The organism is Paraburkholderia sp. SIMBA_054 (assembly GCF_046534875.1).
In the GTDB taxonomy this organism is placed as follows: Bacteria; Pseudomonadota; Gammaproteobacteria; order Burkholderiales; family Burkholderiaceae; genus Paraburkholderia; species Paraburkholderia hospita.
On sequence record NZ_JAWRXV010000090.1, the window covers coordinates 1 to 17,251 of the forward strand.

Here is a 17,251-nt window from a genome sequence, read left to right on the forward strand (position 1 = left end):
TTGCGGCGGCAAAGAAAAGTAGGTGCCGCCCCGCACAGGGGCGACGCGTGAACGGCAAACACCATAGCGCGGATGCCGGCGCAAAGGCCAAAACACCGAACGACGACGCATGAAGCACGAAGGCAAGCCGCGGATGCCAGCGAAAAAACAAAACCACCGCCCAGCGTCGCAAGACCCAAAAACCCCCTTCACTTAGCCCGCTTCAAAGACCCACCATCAGCGGGTGCAGGCTTCTCCTGCATATCTCCATTCGCATCACGAGTCTCAGGCATAGCAGCCCACACAAGCAACACAGCAAGCGCCCCCGCACCGGCGAGCCCGAAAAAGCTAACCGCATTGCCAAAGCGATCGGCGACAAACCCGGCAACAGCAGTAGAAAGCGTCGCCCCAATCCCGGCCGCGAGGCCAAACAGCCCAATGGTGAGGTTATAACGCCCCTTGTCGCCAGCAACATCAGCAGCAATCAGAGGCAGCATCACACCGAACACAGCAGCGCTAATGCCATCGAGCATCTGCACAGGCACAAGCAGGTAAGGGCTGCTAACGCCAGCAAACAGCAAAGCCCGCACCGGCAGCGCAGAAAACCCAAGCAGCAGAATGGGCCTGCGCCCCCAGCGCTCCGCAGTGCGCCCAACCCAAGGCGACAACATCGCCACAATCGCCTGCGGCACGATAATGCACGCAGCAATCACGAGCTGCACGTTATCGCCCATACCCGCCGTCACTTCACCCGCCGCGAGATTGAGCATCGCCGCATTCGAAAGATGGAACAGCACGACGCAGGCGGCAAAGATCAACATCCGCTTGTCGCGCAGCAACTCGAAGATCGATTCCTTTTCTTCGGCGTCGTCGCGCTCCTTCTTCGCAGGTTGGTGCGCGGGCAAAGGTTGATGCTCCGGCATCGTGATCATCGACAACGCAAACAGCGCAGGCGCCGCAAGCACGGCAGTCAGCCAGAACACCGCGCGCGCCGAGAAATATTCGCCGAACAGCCCCATCAGGCCCGCAGCGACAGCGCTCCCAATCGACGCCCAGCGTGCATTGCGCCCAAGCCGGTCGCCCAGATCGTGTCGGCCGACGAGCGCGAACGAGATGGCCGCCATCGCCGGCACGAGCATGCAGCTCGCAAAGCCGTGAAAGACCTCGGCGGCCATCACGGGCAGCACGGTCGGGCTCGCCGCAAGCAGCACGGCGCTGAGAATGATCGCGATGATCGCCCACGCAGCAGCGCCTTTCTTGTTGCGCAGCGCATCGACGGCCGCGCCGCCAGGCACCTGGCTCACCATCGCGCTGATCGTGCCGACTGAAAGCGCGAGTCCAATCTCGCCCTGCGTCCACTTGTGCGACGCGAGGTATGACGCGATGAACGGCCCGAATCCCGTCTGCACGTTGGCGACGAAGAAGTTGAGCCAGTCGAGGGCGCGGAGACTGCGTGCGTTGACCATGAGACGGCTCGTCATCGTGAAGTGCGTGCGGTTGATGCCGCCGCAGCGGACGATGAAGGGCCAGCCGTTGTAGCGGGCGCAGGAGCGGACGCAGGAACTGGAGATGGAGCAGGGGCAGGCGAGACCGCCCGGATCGGTTTATCTGCCTCGTAAGTGGGCGACGCCTTGATCTGCGCGTCATTGAGATCCATCAACGGACGCAGCGTCTTGTCCTTGGCGACGAAGCGCAGCGCCGACCAGTTCGCTGCGATCGAGCGGCGATCGGGGCTGATGATGCCGCTCACGTCGAGCACGACGGCCTGCGGCTGCGCGTTCACATCGACCAGCACGTCGATCACGCGGCCTACCTTGCCGCCGTTCGGACGCTCGACGTCCGCGTCCAGCAGTTCCATTTGCCCCGGCGGTACCGCGGGCGCGGCCGTCACGGCCGCGAGCGGCGTCGCGAGCGAAGCCGACGGCTTCGGCCGGTTGGTCGCAGCTAGCTGGTTAGGCGGGGTCGTGATCGTGATGGGCGCGCCTTTCGCGTTCGGCGTGAAGCGGAAGGCGGTCCACGGAAAACCGACCTTGCGGTCGCCAACGCCGAGAAAGCCCTGCAGGTTGACGATCATCTGGCGCGGCGTGCCGCTGCCGTCAGCCGTCATGTCGATGGCGCGGCCGATCACCTTGCCGTCGAGCTTCTGCACTTCGCTGTCGAGCAGGCCATGCGTCGTGTTGCGATCGAGCGTGCGGGTCACGATGATCGGCGCGGGAGCGGGCGGCGGAGGCGGCGGCGCGGGCGCGACGACGGGCGGCGGCGGCTCCGGCTTGTGCGGGCGCACGACGGGCGGGCGCGGCTTCTTCGGTTCCTTGGGTTCAGGCGCCTCGGCCTGGTCCGGCTCGGCGGCGGGCTCGAGGGCGGGAACGACGAGCGGCGTCACCGTGGCTTCGGTGATGGGCGCAGGCGGCTGCTCGGTCGGTCCGAACAGGCTGCAGCCCGACATCATGGCGGCAAGGGCCGCAAAAACGGCCAACAGCAAAAGACGGAAGGCTGGACGTAGGAAACCGCCAATCATCAAGTGGGACTCCGTGGCCAGGGCGGCGGGCACGATGCAGGTGCTGTCGCAAAAGACGATCCAGCGATTCATGCAGGCATCGAGAGCCTCGCCGGCAATGCGTTAAAGGCATGGTTTGCCGAGAGTTTAACCCGTGACGTCGAAAGGCCTTTGTTTTGTCTGCGTTGGACAGGCCCGGCCGCAGGCTTCAAAGCCCTTTCAGCAGGGCTTCCCGCGCGCGTCAGGCGGGCTGCAACCGTAGGTGTTAACACCCGGGTCGGCGGCCCGCATTGCCGTGTGTCAAACGATATAAGGATTGCGACATGCGCGGCATGTTTTTATTGCGATGGGAGATATATTGGGATTCGCCTAACCTTCGTTTCAGCATAAAAAGAACGGCGTGAAGTGGGTCGTGGACTGGTGAAAACGGAACGCGATGTCAATCGATCGTCCAACGACGGATTACCCGCCGTAACGAGGACGATGCGCACCTGCGCGCCATGCGGAAAGCGCAACACGCACTACATCTACTACTCAACGAGACGAACCTGATGACGGCGAGCCTGTGACGGCAGCCGTTTCGGCATGCTGATAAAGGAGGCACTCATCATGATGGAACCCCAGGCCCAGAGCATCGCGGAAGCCGGGAGCGAGGCATTCGACAACACTCGCGACCAGCCGGCGGCGTTCATTGACCGCTATTTCGACATCACCGCGCGCGGCAGCACGGGACGCCAGGAAATCATCGCTGGCATCACGACGTTTCTCGCGATGGTCTATTCCGTGTTCGTCGTGCCGGGCATGTTCGGCAAGGCGGGCTTCGACACCAGCGCGGTGTTCGTCGCCGTGTGCCTGACGACGGCATTCGGCTCGCTGCTGATGGGCATCTGGGCGCGCCTGCCCATTGCGATCGGCTGTGCAATTTCGCTGACGGCCTTCACCGCGTTCGGGCTCGTGCTCGGCAAGGGCTTGCAGCCGAATGTCGCGCTCGGCGCGGTGTTCCTGATGGGCCTCGTGTTCACCGCGATCTCGGTGACGGGCGTGCGCTCGTGGATTCTGCGCAATCTGCCTGCGGGCGTCGCGCATGGGACGGGCATCGGCATTGGTCTCTTTCTGCTGCTGATCGCCGCGAACGATGTCGGCCTCGTGGTGAAGAATCCTGGGCCGGGATTGCCCGTCTCGCTGGGGCATATCACGTCGTTGCCTGTGCTGATGTCGGTGGGCGGGCTGGCAGCCATCGTCGGTCTGGTGCGCCGCCGCGTGCCGGGCTCGATTCTGATCGTGATCGTCGCGATCTCGGCGCTTGCGTTGCTGCTCGATCCTGCTGTTGCGTTTCATGGTGTGTTCGCGCTGCCTTCGTTGAGTGCGCCGGGCCATGCTTCGCTGATCGGTGCGATGGATATCAAGGGCGCGTTGTCGCTTGCTGTCCTGCCTAGTGTGCTTGCGCTGGTGATGACGGCTGTGTTCGATGCGACGGGTACGATCCGCGCCGTTGCCGGGCAGGCCGGGCAGCTCGACGAGAATGGCCGCATTATCAACGGCGGCCGCGCGTTGACGGCTGATTCGCTCAGCTCGATTTTCTCGGGCTTTATGGGCGGTGCGCCGGCTGCGGCGTATATCGAGTCGACGGTTGGGGTTGCTGCGGGCGCGAAGACGGGGTTGGCTGCTGCTGTCGTTGGGCTGCTGTTTCTCGTCGTGATGTTCTTCTCGCCGCTTGCCGCGCTTGTGCCTTCTTACGCTACTGCGCCTGCTTTGATGTATGTCGGTCTGCTGATGCTCTCCAGCGTGAGCAAGCTGCATATGGATGATATGGTCGATTCGATGTCGGGTCTCGTGTGCGCCGTTTTTATCGTGCTGACGGCTAATATCGTGACGGGCATCATGCTGGGGTTCTGCACGCTGGTGATTGGGCGTGTTGTTAGCGGGGAATGGCGCAAGCTCAATGTTGGGACGGTTGTGATCGCTGTTGTGCTGGCTGTGTTTTATCTTGGTGGTTGGGCGATCTGAAGTTTTTTCGTCTGCGACGCTGGGTGGTTTGCTGGTTTTGTCGCTGGCATCCGGCGTTTTGTCTTCGTGCTTCATGCGTCGCCGGTCGGGGTGTTTGCCTTTTGCGCTGGCATCCGCGTTTTGCCTTCGTGCTTCAAGCGTCGCCCCGCACAGGGGCGACGCGTGAACGGCAAACACCGTAGCGCGGATGCCAGCAAAAAAGCAAAAAAAACCAAACCGCATGCGCAGCAAACACCGCTTCGCGGATGCCACCACAAAGGCAAAAAAACCCGCGCGGCAAAGCCACCACCAGCGAAAGCAGAAAAAGACCAACTCAATCGCGAACGCGCCTCCCGCGAAGCGGCAAAAAAACCAAACCCTTGACACATCCCCCTACCGACCTACACTTAACCTCATGGTTAAGTTACAAGACCTTGATCGCACGTTCGCCGCGCTAGCGGATCCAACCCGCCGCGCGCTACTCGCACGTCTATCGGAAAGGGGAGACGTATCAGTCTCCAAACTCGCAGAACCTTTCGCGATGTCTCTGCCGGCGGTCATGAAGCATCTCGACGTGCTGGCCGACGCGGGCCTCATCACGCGCACCAAGACGGGCCGCACAGTCGCATGCCGTCTGTCCGCCGCGCCGATGGAACAGGCCATGTCATGGCTGCAGCGCTATCAGCAGTTCTGGTCCGAAGCACTCGATCAACTGGCCGCCTATGTTGAGGAGCCGTCATGTCCGCCCGCCCCAGTCTCACGCTCCAGCGACACATCAAGGCGTCCCCGGAAAAAGTCTTCAGTGCGTGGACCGACCCGCAGCAGATCGTGAAGTGGCTGCATCCCGGCGGCTGCGACGTGATCCTCTCGGAGATGGAGTTGAAGGTGGGCGGCCGCTTTCACATGATCATGCGCGCGCCCGACGGCGAAGAGCATGACGTGAGCGGCCTGTTCCGCGAAGTCGCGATCAACGAAAAGCTCGTCTATAGCTGGGCATTCCGCTCGACGCCGGAACGTGAGTCCATCGTCACATTTTCGCTGAAAGCCGATGGCGACGCCACATGGCTCACGCTCACGCACGAACAGTTCTTCGATGAAGCCGCGCGCGACGCACATCGCGACGGATGGACGGAAGCGCTCGACGGACTCGAACGCTATTTCTCGTGAAGGCTGCAACCGCATGCAAAGAGCGATACGGCCGCACAACTGGAGGAGCAGATGGAAGAGCACAAGATCGTTTCACGCGAAGCATGGCTCGCCGCGCAACGCGCGCATCTCGCGGAGGAAAAGGCTTTTACGCGCGCCCGTGACGCGCTTGTGAAGAAGCGTCAGGCGCTGCCGTGGATGAAGATCGACAAGACCTACACCTTCGATACGCGCGAAGGCACGAAGACGCTTGCCGATCTGTTCGCGGGACGCAGCCAGTTGATCGTCTATCACTTCATGCTAGGGCCTGATTGGGAGCAGGGCTGTCCCGGCTGCTCGTTTCTGTCGGATCACATCGACGGCGCGCTCGTGCATCTCGCGCACCGCGACGTGACGTATGTCGCTGTTTCGCGCGCGACGCTCGAGAAAATCGATGCGTACAAGACACGCATGGGATGGCAGTTCCCTTGGGTGTCGTCGTTCGGGAGCGACTTCAATTACGACTTCGACGTGTCTTTCACGCCGGAGCAGGAAGCGCATGGCAAGGTCGTCTACAACTTCGAGACGCAGGACTATGCGTGTGACGAACTGCCCGGCATGAGCGTGTTCTATCGGAACGACAAGGGCGAGATCTTTCGCACGTTCTCGTCGTATGGTCGCGGCGGCGAGCCGCTGATCGGCAGCTATACGCTGCTCGATTTCGTGCCGAAGGGCCGCGATGAAGACGAGAACAAGATGATGGGCTGGCTGCGCCGTCACGACAGCTATGAAGACGGCGTAACGGGCAAGACGCTAGCGCAGGAACAGCAGGGCACGGGAGCCTGCTGTCATGAAGTGGCACGCAAGTGATGTGCTCTCAGGCGGCGAACGGCATCACGCCGACGCGAGCGAGGCCTGCGTTCAAAGCGACATTTCGAATGCGGGCCTGAGAAACTCCTGGATGCCCATCACGATCAGGCCCATCGCGCCCGACGCGAGCGTCAGCGTGCCGTACTCGTCGTAGCGCGAGTCGTACAGGCACGCGACCACGAAAAGAATCGCGAGCAGATTGGTCAGCCAGTCGAAATTGAGTGCAAGCAACATTGAATGATCCGGGCTCGAGCCGAAAGATCGAGGTTGTCATCAACCTGATCGAACATCGCCGATTCTAGCGATGCGAGCTTACGGATACGCAACAGCCTTGCTTACAACGTGTGCGCTGGCCAACGTTCTATGCGCGGTTCGACGCGTGTTTTACGCGTCTTTCATCATGTCGCTTTCGATCCATTCGATCACCGACGTGTGCGTCGGCTGCCAGTCGAGCAGTTTGCGTGCGCGAGTGCCGCGCACTCGGCTGTTCGAGCCTAGACCATACGACGCCATTTCGTAGCCCCATTCGCCGATCGCCTGATCGAGTGGCCAGTCCTGCGCCGGTCCGAGGTGCATCGCTTTGGCGATTGCGTCCGTCATCTCGCGGAACGACGCTTCGCCGCTTTCGACGAAATAGAACGTGCCCGCCGGGCTCTTGTCGAGCGCGAGCCGGTACAGCTCGACCACGTCGTCGATGGACACGTTCGACCAGATATTGCCGCCGCTGCCCACATGCCGCACGATGCCGCTTTTTTGCGCCTGGCGCACGAGGCGCGGCAGTTGCACGCTCGCGCTGCCTTTGACGGCACCATGCCCGTAGATCAGCGTGTTGCATAGCACCGACGAGCGGATGCCGCGTTTTGCCGCGTCGAGCACGAGGTTGTCGATTGCGACACGCGGCGCCTTGTCTGCCGTCGGCTCGGGTAGCGCGTCTTCCGTGTAGATCTTCGCGTCGCCGCGCTCGCCGCCCGACGCATCGCCGACGATGCTCGAACCGCTCGTATGGAGAAACGGCTTGCCGGAGCCTTCGAGACCTTCGAGCAGCGCTTCCACCGCGCCGCGATGGTCGCTGCTCGCCGCGTTGATGACGGCGTCAGCGGCTTTGGCTTGGGCGATCAGCAGATCGCGGTCGTCGAGCGTACCGACGATAGGTTCGATGCCGAGGCGCTTCAGTTCAGCCTCATGCTCCCGGTTGCGAATCAGGCCCGTCACGCGATGGCCCGCGCGCACGAGACCCGCCGCAATCGATCCACCGATAAAACCGCTTGCGCCAGTGATGAAGATGTTCAAGACGTTCTCCTTTGAGGGGAAACTGGGAATGACTTGAGTATGGAGGCGGGCGAGCTTTGCAAAAAGTGGGTTGGTTTCCAAGGCCGGCTTTTTGTCCGCTTGCCAACCCGAAAATTGAACGTGTATATACAAGTTATGGGGCTTTCTCTGGCGAAACCGCGCCTGAACCACGCTCGCTGTCGCAACCGGCCGGGGCGGAGCTAACTGCCAGAACCATGCCAGCAAACCCGCTGCGCCTAATGGAAACTCCCTATCCCAAACCCCAAAATTTGAGTTGTATATACAAGCTGACGCCGCTACACTTTCTCAAAATTTGTATAGACAGGAACTCACATCATGATCCTTACACCCGGCTCCCTGAATTTGACCCAACTGCGCCAGATCGCACGCGAACAGGTTACGTTGGAACTCGATCCCGCCAGCTTCGCCGCCATCGACGCATGCGCTCAAGCCGTCGCGGACATCGCCGCGAAGGGCGAGCCGGCGTACGGCATCAATACGGGCTTTGGCCGTCTGGCGAGCACGCACATCCCGCGCGACCAGCTCGAACTGCTGCAGCGCAATCTGGTGCTCTCGCATGCCGTCGGCGTCGGTGCGCCGATGTCGCAGCCCGTCGTGCGCCTGTTGATCGCGCTCAAGCTGTCGAGCCTCGGCCGCGGTCACTCGGGCATCCGCCGCGAAGTGATGGAGGCGCTCATCACGCTGTTCAACGCCGACGTGCTGCCCGTGATTCCCGTGAAGGGCTCGGTCGGCGCATCGGGCGATCTCGCGCCGCTCGCGCATATGTCGGCCGTGCTGCTCGGCGTCGGCGAAGTGTTCGCGAAGGGCGAGCGCGTCCCGGCGACGGAAGGCCTGCGCCTCGTCGGCCTGAAGCCGATGACGCTGCAAGCAAAGGAAGGTCTCGCGCTGCTGAACGGCACGCAGGCATCGACGGCGCTCGCGCTGTACAACATGTTCGCGATCGAGGATCTGTTCCGCACGGGGCTGGTGGCAGGCGCGCTCTCGGTGGACGCGGCGATGGGTTCCGTCAAGCCGTTCGATCACCGGATTCACGCGCTGCGCGGCCATCAAGGCCAGATCGACGCCGCGGCTGCGTATCGCACGCTGCTCGACGGCTCGGCAATCAACGTGTCGCACGCCGACTGCGACAAGGTGCAAGACCCGTACAGCCTGCGCTGCCAGCCGCAAGTCATGGGCGCGTGCCTCGACCAGATGCGCGCCGCTGCGCAAGTGCTGCTCGTCGAAGCGAACGCCGTGTCGGATAACCCGCTGATCTTCCCGGACACGGGCGAAGTCCTCTCGGGCGGCAACTTCCACGCTGAACCCGTCGCGTTCGCCGCCGATAACCTCGCGCTCGCCGTAGCGGAAATCGGCGCGCTTGCCGAACGCCGCATCGCGCTGCTGATCGACGCGACGCTGTCGGGCCTGCCGCCGTTCCTCGTTAGAGATGGTGGCGTGAATTCGGGCTTCATGATCGCGCACGTCACGGCTGCCGCGCTCGCATCGGAGAACAAGACGCTGGCTCACCCGGCTTCCGTCGATTCGCTGCCCACGTCCGCCAATCAGGAAGATCACGTTTCGATGGCGACGTTCGCTGCGCGCAAGCTCGCCGACATCGCGGAGAACACCGCGAACATCCTGTCGATCGAACTGCTCGCCGCCGCGCAAGGTGTCGATCTGCGTGCGCCGCACAAGACCAGCCCGTCACTGCAAAAGGTGATGGACACGATCCGCGCGCAGGTCGCGCACTACGAACTCGATCACTACTTCGCGCCTGACATCGCCGCGTGCACGAAGCTCGTACAAGACGGCACGATCGCGGCGCACAGCCCGTTCTCGTTCCTCTCCGAGCAACGCTAATTCATCTGCATAGCGAGACGCCCGGCATGAACGCACCGGCTTATCAGGGAATCAAGGACTTCATCCTCGCCCGCATTCACGCGGGCGAATGGAGCGAAGGCCATCAGGTTCCATCGGAGAACGAGCTTGCGCGCGAATTCAACGTCGCACGCATGACGGTCAACCGCGCGTTGCGTGAATTGACGGCCGATCAGGTGCTTACGCGCGTTCAGGGATCGGGCACGTTCGTCGCGCGGCCGAAGTACGAGTCGACGCTGGTGGCGATCCGCAGCATCTCCGACGAAATCGTCGCGCGTGGCCATCGTTATCACGCGAAGGTGCTGCACGTCGGCGCCGCGATCGCCGACGACGAACTCGCTGGCGAAATGCAGGTGAGTGCGGGCAATCCGATTTTTCACTCGCGCGTGCTGCACCTCGAGAACGACGAGGCCGTCCAGCTCGAAGAGCGTTGGGTGAACCCGGCCGTCGCGCCCGAATACGCGTTGCAGGACTTCACCAACACGACGCCTAACCAGTATCTCGTGCGCGTCGCGCCGCTGCAGCGCGTCGAGTACCGCATCGAAGCCTCCGCGCCGGATGCCGACACCCGCCGGCATCTGACGATGGACGACGCCGAACCTTGCCTCGTGCTGCACCGGCGCACGTGGTCGCAGGGTGTGGTCGCTTCGGTGGCCAACCTTTGGCATCCGGGCAACCGCTACCGGTTCACCGGCCACTTTTAAATTCTAGTTTCCGTTCAATCTTCGACTCCGTTACCGAGTTATCAGCGCTTCCGAGGGCATCATGAACAACCCGAAACACATCGACCCGCGTCTCGACCCGTCCCGCACGATCCGCGCACCGCGTGGCAGCGAGAAAACCTGCAAGACCTGGATCGCGGAAGCCGCGTACCGGATGATCCAGAACAACCTGGACCCGGAAGTGGCCGAGCATCCGCATGCGCTCGTCGTGTACGGCGGCATCGGGCGTGCGGCGCGTAACTGGGATTGCTTCGATCAGATCCTCACGTCGCTGAAGGACCTCGAAGAGAACGAGACGCTGCTGATTCAATCGGGCAAGCCTGTTGGCGTATTCCGCACGCATGCCGACGCACCGCGCGTGCTGCTCGCGAATTCGAACCTCGTGCCGCACTGGGCGAACTGGGATCATTTCCACGAACTCGACCGCAAGGGCCTGATGATGTACGGCCAGATGACGGCGGGCAGCTGGATCTACATCGGCAGCCAGGGCATCGTGCAGGGCACGTACGAGACGTTCTTCTCGGTGGCGAACCAGCACTTCAACGGCGATCCGAAGGGCCGCTGGATTTTGACAGGTGGCCTCGGCGGCATGGGTGGCGCGCAGCCGCTCGCGGCGACGATGGCGGGCTTCTCGATGATCGCCGTCGAATGCGATGAGTCGCGCATCGACTTCCGTCTGAAGACGCGTTACGTCGACAAGAAAGCGATGACGCTCGACGAAGCGCTCGCGATGATCGAAGAAGCGAAGAAGTCGGGTACGCCCGTATCGATCGGCTTGCTCGGCAATGCCGCCGATGTGTTCGCCGAACTCGTGAAGCGCAACATCACGCCGGACTGCGTGACCGATCAGACCAGCGCGCACGACCCGATTCACGGCTACCTGCCGCAAGGCTGGAAGATCGAAGACTGGCGCGAACGCATGAAGACGGACCCGCAAAGCATCGTGACGCCCGCCAAGCAGTCGATGGCCAAGCAGGTGCAAGCAATGCTGACGCTGCAGGAACGCGGCGCGGCCACGCTCGACTACGGCAACAACATCCGTCAGATGGCGCTGGAAATGGGCGTGAAGAACGCGTTCGATTTCCCCGGCTTCGTGCCCGCGTATATCCGTCCGCTGTTCTGCGAAGGCAAAGGCCCGTTCCGCTGGGTCGCGCTGTCGGGAGATCCGGAAGACATCTACAAGACGGATGCGAAGGTCAAGGAACTGATTCCCGACGATCCGCATCTGCACAACTGGCTGGACATGGCGCGCGAGCGCATCGCGTTCCAGGGCTTGCCGGCGCGTATCTGCTGGGTTGGCGTGAAGGATCGCTATCGTCTGGGCCAGGCGTTCAACGAAATGGTCAAGAATGGCGAACTGAAGGCGCCGATCGTGATCGGCCGCGATCACCTGGATACGGGTTCCGTTGCAAGCCCGAACCGTGAAACGGAATCGATGAAGGACGGCTCGGATGCCGTCAGCGACTGGCCGCTGCTCAACGCACTGCTGAACACGGCAGGCGGCGCGTCGTGGGTGTCGCTGCATCATGGCGGCGGTGTCGGCATGGGCTTCAGCCAGCACTCGGGTGTCGTGATCGTCGCCGACGGCACGGATGAAGCACGCGAACGTCTCGGCCGTGTGCTGTTCAACGATCCGGCAACGGGCGTGATGCGTCACGCGGACGCCGGTTACGAACTCGCGCAGTCGACGGCTCGCGAAGCCGGTCTCAACCTGCCGATGCTGGGCCGCTGATCGTGTCCGCGACGCCATCGTCTGCAAGCGTGTCGCTGATTCGCGGCGCGGACCTCGTGGCGTCGCCGTGGAAAAACGGCGGCGGCGTCACGCGCGAGGTCGCCGCGTTCCCCGAGGGCGCGGCGCTCGACGCGTTCGTGTGGCGCGTGAGCGTCGCCGACGTCGCGCAAGCCGGTCCGTTCTCGCGTTTCGCAGGAATCGACCGGGCGCTCGTGCTGTTATCGGGCGCGGGCATGTTGCTCGACGAAGCGAATGGGGTGACGCACGCGCTGCGCGAGCCGCTCGACATCGCGCGCTTCGAAGGCGAAACGGCCATCGACGCGCGTCTAATCGACGGCGCGACGCGCGACTTCAACCTGATGGTGCGGCGTGGTGCGGCAACGGGCGACGTCGCAATCTGGCGCGACCAAACGCGCGCGCAACTCAATGCCGATGTCGTGCTGCTGTTCTGCGCGCAAGGCGAGCTGCACGTCACGACGGGTGACGCTGCTGATACAACGACGCTCGTAGCCAGCGACACTTTGCGCATCGACAACGCCCGCGCGCTGTCATGCGAAGTCAAAGGGAAGGGCGCGTTGCTCGCCGTCAGCATCCGCTACACCGACACATCGCAAGCCTGAGCGCTTGCCCACATCACAGACAGCCCTGCCATGAAGCAAACCGTCTGGAACCATCTGAAGCTCTGTCCGCAGGGCGATCCCAACCAAACGATCGACGCCGCCGCGATCGCCGTCGAAAACGGCCGCATCGCGTGGCTCGGTTCGTCGCATGAGTTGCCCGCGCAATACGCTGCGTGGCCGCGCGAAGACCTGGGCGGCGCATGGGTCACGCCCGGTCTCGTCGATTGCCATACGCATCTCGTGTACGGCGGCCAGCGCGCCGACGAATTCGCGCAGCGGCTCGCGGGCGTCAGCTACGAAGCAATCGCGAAGCAGGGTGGCGGCATCGTCTCGACGGTGCGCGCCACGCGTGCCGCCGATGAAGCGTCGCTGTTCGCGCAGTCGGCCGCGCGCCTCGAACCGATGCTCGCTGAAGGCGTCACGGCCATCGAAATCAAATCCGGCTACGGGCTAGACTTGCAAAGCGAGCGCAAGATGCTGCGCGTTGCGCGGCAACTCGGCGAGCGTTATCCCGTGACGGTGTACACGACGTTTCTCGGCGCGCATGCGTTGCCGCCGGAATTCGCGGGACGCGCCGATGACTACATCGACGAAGTCTGCGAGCGCATGTTGCCTGCACTAGCCGACGAAGGACTCGTCGATGCCGTCGATGTGTTTTGCGAGCGCATCGGCTTTTCGCTCGAACAGAGCGAGCGCATGTTCAATGCCGCTGCGCGTCGCGGGCTGCCCGTCAAGATGCACGCGGAGCAGTTGTCGAACGGCGGCGGCACCGCGTTGGCGGCACGGCATCGCGCATTGTCGGCGGATCACCTGGAGTTTCTCGACGAAGCGGGCGTCGCCGCAATGAAGGGAGCGGGCACGGTAGCCGTGCTGCTGCCGGGCGCGTTCTACTTCATCCGCGAAACGCAGTTGCCGCCGCTCGAACTGTTGCGCCGTTATGAAGTGCCCATCGCGATTTCGACGGACAGCAATCCGGGCACCTCGCCCTCGACCTCGCTGCCGCTGATGATGAACATGGCGACGACGCTGTTCCGCATGACCGTGCCCGAAGTGCTGCAAGGCGTGACGCGTCACGCGGCGCAGGCGCTCGGCAAGGCGGATACGCATGGCACGCTCGCAGTGGGCCGTGCTGCCGATTTCGCGGTGTGGTCGGTGCAGTCGCTCGCGGAACTTGCCTACTGGATTGGACGCCCGCTGTGCGAGCGCGTCGTGCGCGGCGGCGACACCGTCTATACGCGTCGGACGCGCTGAGCGCGACGCGAGAATGGGATCGAACATGACTCAAGCCACTCAATCGCTTTTTGCCGGTCACGCGTATCTGCCCGAAGGCTGGCGGCGCGACGTGCTGTTGCAATGGGACGCGCAAGGCGCGCTCGTCTCGGTGACACCCGATGCGCAAGCGCCCGCGGGCGTCGCCAAAGCCAGCGGTCCCGTGTTGCCCGGCATGCCGAACCTGCATTCGCACGCGTTCCAGCGCGCGATGGCGGGCCTCACCGAATATCGCGCGAACGCTACGGACAATTTCTGGAGCTGGCGCGATCTGATGTATCGCTTCGCCGCCCGCATCACGCCGGAAGGGCTGGCGTCGATCGCGCAATGGCTTTACATCGAGATGTTGAAGGCGGGCTATACGTCCGTCTGCGAATTCCACTACGTGCATCACATGCAGGACGGCAAGCGCTATGCGAACGACGCGGAACTCGCGCAACGCGTGGTCGATGCGGCGGGCACGAGCGGCATCGGCATCACGATGCTGCCTGTGCTGTATCAGTACGCGGGCTTCGGCGCGCAGCCGCCGCGCGAAGATCAGCGCCGCTTCATCAACACGCCGGACAGTCTGCTCGGGTTGCTCGACACGCTGCGCCGGGCGCGTCCCGAACATGGCGCGCTGCGTTATGGCGTCGCGCCGCATTCGTTGCGCGCGGTGTCGAACGATTCGCTGCGCGAGTTGCTGAATGGACTCGATGCAATGTCGCCCGGCGCGCCCGTGCACATCCATATCGCCGAGCAGACGGCGGAAGTCGACGCGTGCGTCGCAACGGAAGGCGCGCGGCCCGTGCAATGGCTGCTCGATCGCTTCGATGTCGACGCGCGCTGGTGCCTCGTACACGCGACGCATGTCGATGCCAATGAAACGGCTGCGCTTGCGAAAAGCGGCGCCATCGCGGGCCTGTGCCTGACGACGGAAGCGAATCTCGGCGACGGCATCTTTCCGGCGCACGATTATCTGGAGCAAAAGGGGCGCATCGGCGTCGGCAGCGATAGCCATATCGGCGTCGACTGGCGTTCGGAACTGCGGTTGCTCGAATACGGTCAACGCCTGTCGAGACGGCAGCGCAACGTGCTTGCATCGGCGGAGATGCCACGCGTCGCGGATCGTCTGTTCGCGGCGTCGCTGGAAGGCGGCGCGCTGGCGACGGGCCGTGCGGTGGGCGCTTTGCGCACGGGCGCGCGGGCCGACTTCATCGTGCTCGATGCGGATCACGCGAGCATCGCCGAACATGCGAACGACGCATGGCTTTCGGGTGTCGTATTCTGCGAACATGGCGAGACACCCATTCGCGATGTGTATGCGGGCGGCGCGAAAGTCGTCGACAATCGCAGGCATCGCGATGAAGAGCACGCGTATGCGCAATATCGCGCGGCGCTCGCCGAACTGCTGAAGTGAACCCGAGTCAACTTTGAGAAGCACCGACGACATGACCGCCACCGATACCTTGCCCGTCTTCTCGCTGCATCGGGGAAGCCTGCCGTTCCTGATCTCAATCCCGCATCTGGGCACGCGTCTTCCCGCCGATATCGCCGCGCAGATGACACCCGTCGCCGCCCGCACCGACGATTGCGACTGGCATCTCGACCGCCTGTACGCGTTCGCAAAACGCATGGGCGCGTCGATTCTGACGCCGACGTATGCGCGTTACGTGATCGATCTGAACCGTCCGCCCGATGGCGCCAACCTCTATCCGGGGCAGGACACGACAGGCCTGCTGCCCGTCGATACGTTCGACAAGGAGCCGCTCTATCGCGACGGCCACTTGCCCGACGACGCCGAAGTCGCGCGACGCCGCGACTTGTACTGGAAGCCGTATCACGAAGCGTTGCAGGGCGAGCTGGCGGCGCTGAAGGCGCAGCACGGCAAGGTGCTGCTGTGGGAAGCGCATTCGATCCGCTCGCATGTGCCGCGCTTCTTCGACGGCCGCTTGCCCGACTTCAACTTCGGCACGTCGAACGGCGCAAGCGCGGCGCCAGGGCTTGCCGAAGCGCTCGCGAAGATCGTCGACGGGCATGGCGGCTATACCGCCATCGCGAACGGCCGCTTCAAAGGCGGCTATATCACGCGCCAATATGGCCAGCCAGAGCAGAACGTGCATGCGGTACAGCTTGAGCTGTCGCAGATCACCTATATGCAGGAACAGATGCCGTATGCGTATGACGAAGCGCTCGCCGGCAAAATCGAGCCGCTGCTCGAAAAGCTCGTGAAGACGGCGCTCTCGCACGTCGCGGCGGCCTGAAAGACGCGTGCGCGCGGGCTTCTGGCCTCGCGCGCAGCGACCTCGCAGGCGTCCGTCCGGACGCCTCGTTCCTCTCCCTTGATTTGCCGCGTGGCGAAATCCACATGGCGAAATTCATCCGTCCTCGCGCCTCTGTGCGGAACGCCGCCCGCTCGCCGGGGTCAATCGTCAGTGAAACCCCCATACGCCGCGGCGCGCGCCAGTGTTGTCTTTGCGCAGCAACCGCCGTGCGAATCCGGTTGCGCGCCATATGGCGATGCGACTATCGTTGTCGGACGCGGCGCACGGGCATGCGCGTTGCGGTGCGTGTGGCCCGATCAACGCAGGCTTAGCAGCAAGACTGATGAAGGAAGACCCAGCGATGGAATATTCCGACGAATCCCTGCTTCCCATCTGGCGGGCCAATTTGGCGTTGCTGACGCGGGAAGTCGGCGCCGTCACGCGTCTTGCACGGATGATGACGTTCTCCGCGTCGTACCTGAAGCTGATGCTCGCCAGCCAGCGCGACTTCAGCGAGGAATTCGTGCGCGGCGTCGAATCGGTGACAGGGCTGCCCAGCGGCTGGATGGATGCGCCGCACGAACCCGCCGACGTGCCGGACAACGCGCGCGAAGCGATTGACAACGAAACGCCGCTCGCGCGTTTTCGCGGCACGGCGCATCCGGTACGCAAAAAATCGGTTCTGCGTCCGCCGGAGCCGATTTTCGGACAGCAAGCGCAGCGCCGTCCGGAAGATGAAGTCCACGAGGCTGAACAGCACCGGCGCCAGGCGTATTTCCGCAAGGTGCGCGATCTCGCCGTGCAGGAAGTGCGGCGTTTCGAGCGCTCGCTGACGCATCCGACCGTCGAGTTCGCGTCGGTGCGTACCAAAGTCGAAGACGTGCTGTCGGCCGCCGAGCTTGATGACCCCATTCATGCCGATCTCGCCGGTCGGCTCGAACAGATCGACAAGCATCGGCACATGCTGCTGCGTCACACCGAGCGGCTGCACGCATTGCTCGTGCAGCTGGGCGAAGAGGGATGAATGCGCAGCGTAGCAG

At 63.3% G+C, this 17,251-nt stretch carries 16 protein-coding genes and 1 pseudogene; 13 read left to right on the forward strand and 4 right to left on the reverse strand.

The annotated features are described in order from the left end of the window. Positions 1-188 precede the first annotated feature (188 nt). Together SB822_RS50380 and SB822_RS50385 are read right to left on the reverse strand one after the other, a co-directional pair. On the reverse strand, positions 189-1,460 hold the full coding sequence (locus SB822_RS50380; RefSeq protein WP_039903090.1) for an MFS transporter: 1,272 nt from the start codon (positions 1,458-1,460) through the stop codon (positions 189-191). After that, positions 1,457-2,497 (reverse strand): hypothetical protein, encoded by a 1,041-nt coding sequence (locus SB822_RS50385; RefSeq protein ID WP_039903102.1) that lies wholly within the window; start codon positions 2,495-2,497, stop codon positions 1,457-1,459. Before SB822_RS50385 ends, SB822_RS50380 begins: the two co-directional genes overlap by 4 nt. A gap of 669 nt (positions 2,498-3,166) precedes the next feature. On the opposite strand from SB822_RS50385, the pseudogene SB822_RS50390 reads away from it, so the two are divergent. The 5 genes and pseudogenes from SB822_RS50390 to SB822_RS50410 form a co-directional block, all read left to right on the forward strand. Next, positions 3,167-4,483: pseudogene (locus tag SB822_RS50390) on the forward strand (NCS2 family permease); the annotation flags it as partial. Positions 4,484-4,645: 162 nt separating this feature from the next. Next, entirely contained in the window at positions 4,646-4,846 is a 201-nt protein-coding gene (locus SB822_RS50395) for a hypothetical protein (protein WP_410858306.1), read from the forward strand. Between the two features lie 31 nt (positions 4,847-4,877). Beyond that, complete coding sequence (locus SB822_RS50400; RefSeq protein WP_410858305.1) at positions 4,878-5,294, forward strand: ArsR/SmtB family transcription factor; 417 nt, start codon at positions 4,878-4,880, stop codon at positions 5,292-5,294. After that, positions 5,201-5,629: an SRPBCC family protein gene (locus tag SB822_RS50405; protein WP_410858287.1), complete on the forward strand. Its 429-nt coding sequence runs from the start codon at positions 5,201-5,203 to the stop codon at positions 5,627-5,629. Before SB822_RS50400 ends, SB822_RS50405 begins: the two co-directional genes overlap by 94 nt. A 51-nt stretch (positions 5,630-5,680) precedes the next feature. Then, entirely contained in the window at positions 5,681-6,457 is a 777-nt protein-coding gene (locus SB822_RS50410) for a DUF899 domain-containing protein (RefSeq protein WP_410858288.1), read from the forward strand. Positions 6,458-6,508: 51 nt separating this feature from the next. Here SB822_RS50410 and SB822_RS50415 read toward each other — a convergent pair whose 3' ends face one another. Both SB822_RS50415 and SB822_RS50420 read right to left on the reverse strand, forming a co-directional pair. Continuing rightward, positions 6,509-6,691 (reverse strand): hypothetical protein, encoded by a 183-nt coding sequence (locus tag SB822_RS50415; protein WP_007750066.1) that lies wholly within the window; start codon positions 6,689-6,691, stop codon positions 6,509-6,511. Between the two features lie 150 nt (positions 6,692-6,841). Then, entirely contained in the window at positions 6,842-7,747 is a 906-nt protein-coding gene (locus SB822_RS50420; protein WP_410858289.1) for an NAD-dependent epimerase/dehydratase family protein, read from the reverse strand. Positions 7,748-8,083: 336 nt separating this feature from the next. Here SB822_RS50420 and hutH point away from each other — a divergent pair, with 336 nt between their 5' ends. The 8 genes from hutH to SB822_RS50460 all read left to right on the forward strand — a co-directional run bounded on the left by hutH (position 8,084) and on the right by SB822_RS50460 (position 17,235). Next, on the forward strand, positions 8,084-9,607 hold the full coding sequence (hutH, locus tag SB822_RS50425) for a histidine ammonia-lyase (protein ID WP_009770456.1): 1,524 nt from the start codon (positions 8,084-8,086) through the stop codon (positions 9,605-9,607). A 26-nt stretch (positions 9,608-9,633) separates the two neighbouring features. Next, positions 9,634-10,329, forward strand: a complete 696-nt coding sequence (hutC, locus tag SB822_RS50430; RefSeq protein ID WP_009770455.1) for a histidine utilization repressor — start codon at positions 9,634-9,636, stop codon at positions 10,327-10,329. Positions 10,330-10,390: 61 nt separating this feature from the next. Then, positions 10,391-12,079: a urocanate hydratase gene (hutU, locus tag SB822_RS50435; protein ID WP_024163239.1), complete on the forward strand. Its 1,689-nt coding sequence runs from the start codon at positions 10,391-10,393 to the stop codon at positions 12,077-12,079. Between the two features lie 2 nt (positions 12,080-12,081). After that, positions 12,082-12,699 carry a HutD family protein gene (locus SB822_RS50440; protein WP_410858290.1) on the forward strand — a complete coding sequence of 206 codons (618 nt, stop codon included), beginning with the start codon at positions 12,082-12,084 and terminating at the stop codon, positions 12,697-12,699. A gap of 30 nt (positions 12,700-12,729) precedes the next feature. Next, positions 12,730-13,950 (forward strand): imidazolonepropionase, encoded by a 1,221-nt coding sequence (hutI, locus tag SB822_RS50445; protein WP_410858291.1) that lies wholly within the window; start codon positions 12,730-12,732, stop codon positions 13,948-13,950. Between the two features lie 25 nt (positions 13,951-13,975). Further along, entirely contained in the window at positions 13,976-15,367 is a 1,392-nt protein-coding gene (locus SB822_RS50450; protein ID WP_410858292.1) for a formimidoylglutamate deiminase, read from the forward strand. Between the two features lie 31 nt (positions 15,368-15,398). Continuing rightward, positions 15,399-16,211 carry an N-formylglutamate deformylase gene (gene hutG, locus SB822_RS50455; protein ID WP_007746999.1) on the forward strand — a complete coding sequence of 271 codons (813 nt, stop codon included), beginning with the start codon at positions 15,399-15,401 and terminating at the stop codon, positions 16,209-16,211. A gap of 361 nt (positions 16,212-16,572) precedes the next feature. Beyond that, on the forward strand, positions 16,573-17,235 hold the full coding sequence (locus SB822_RS50460) for a hypothetical protein (RefSeq protein WP_410858293.1): 663 nt from the start codon (positions 16,573-16,575) through the stop codon (positions 17,233-17,235). Positions 17,236-17,251: the final 16 nt, after the last annotated feature.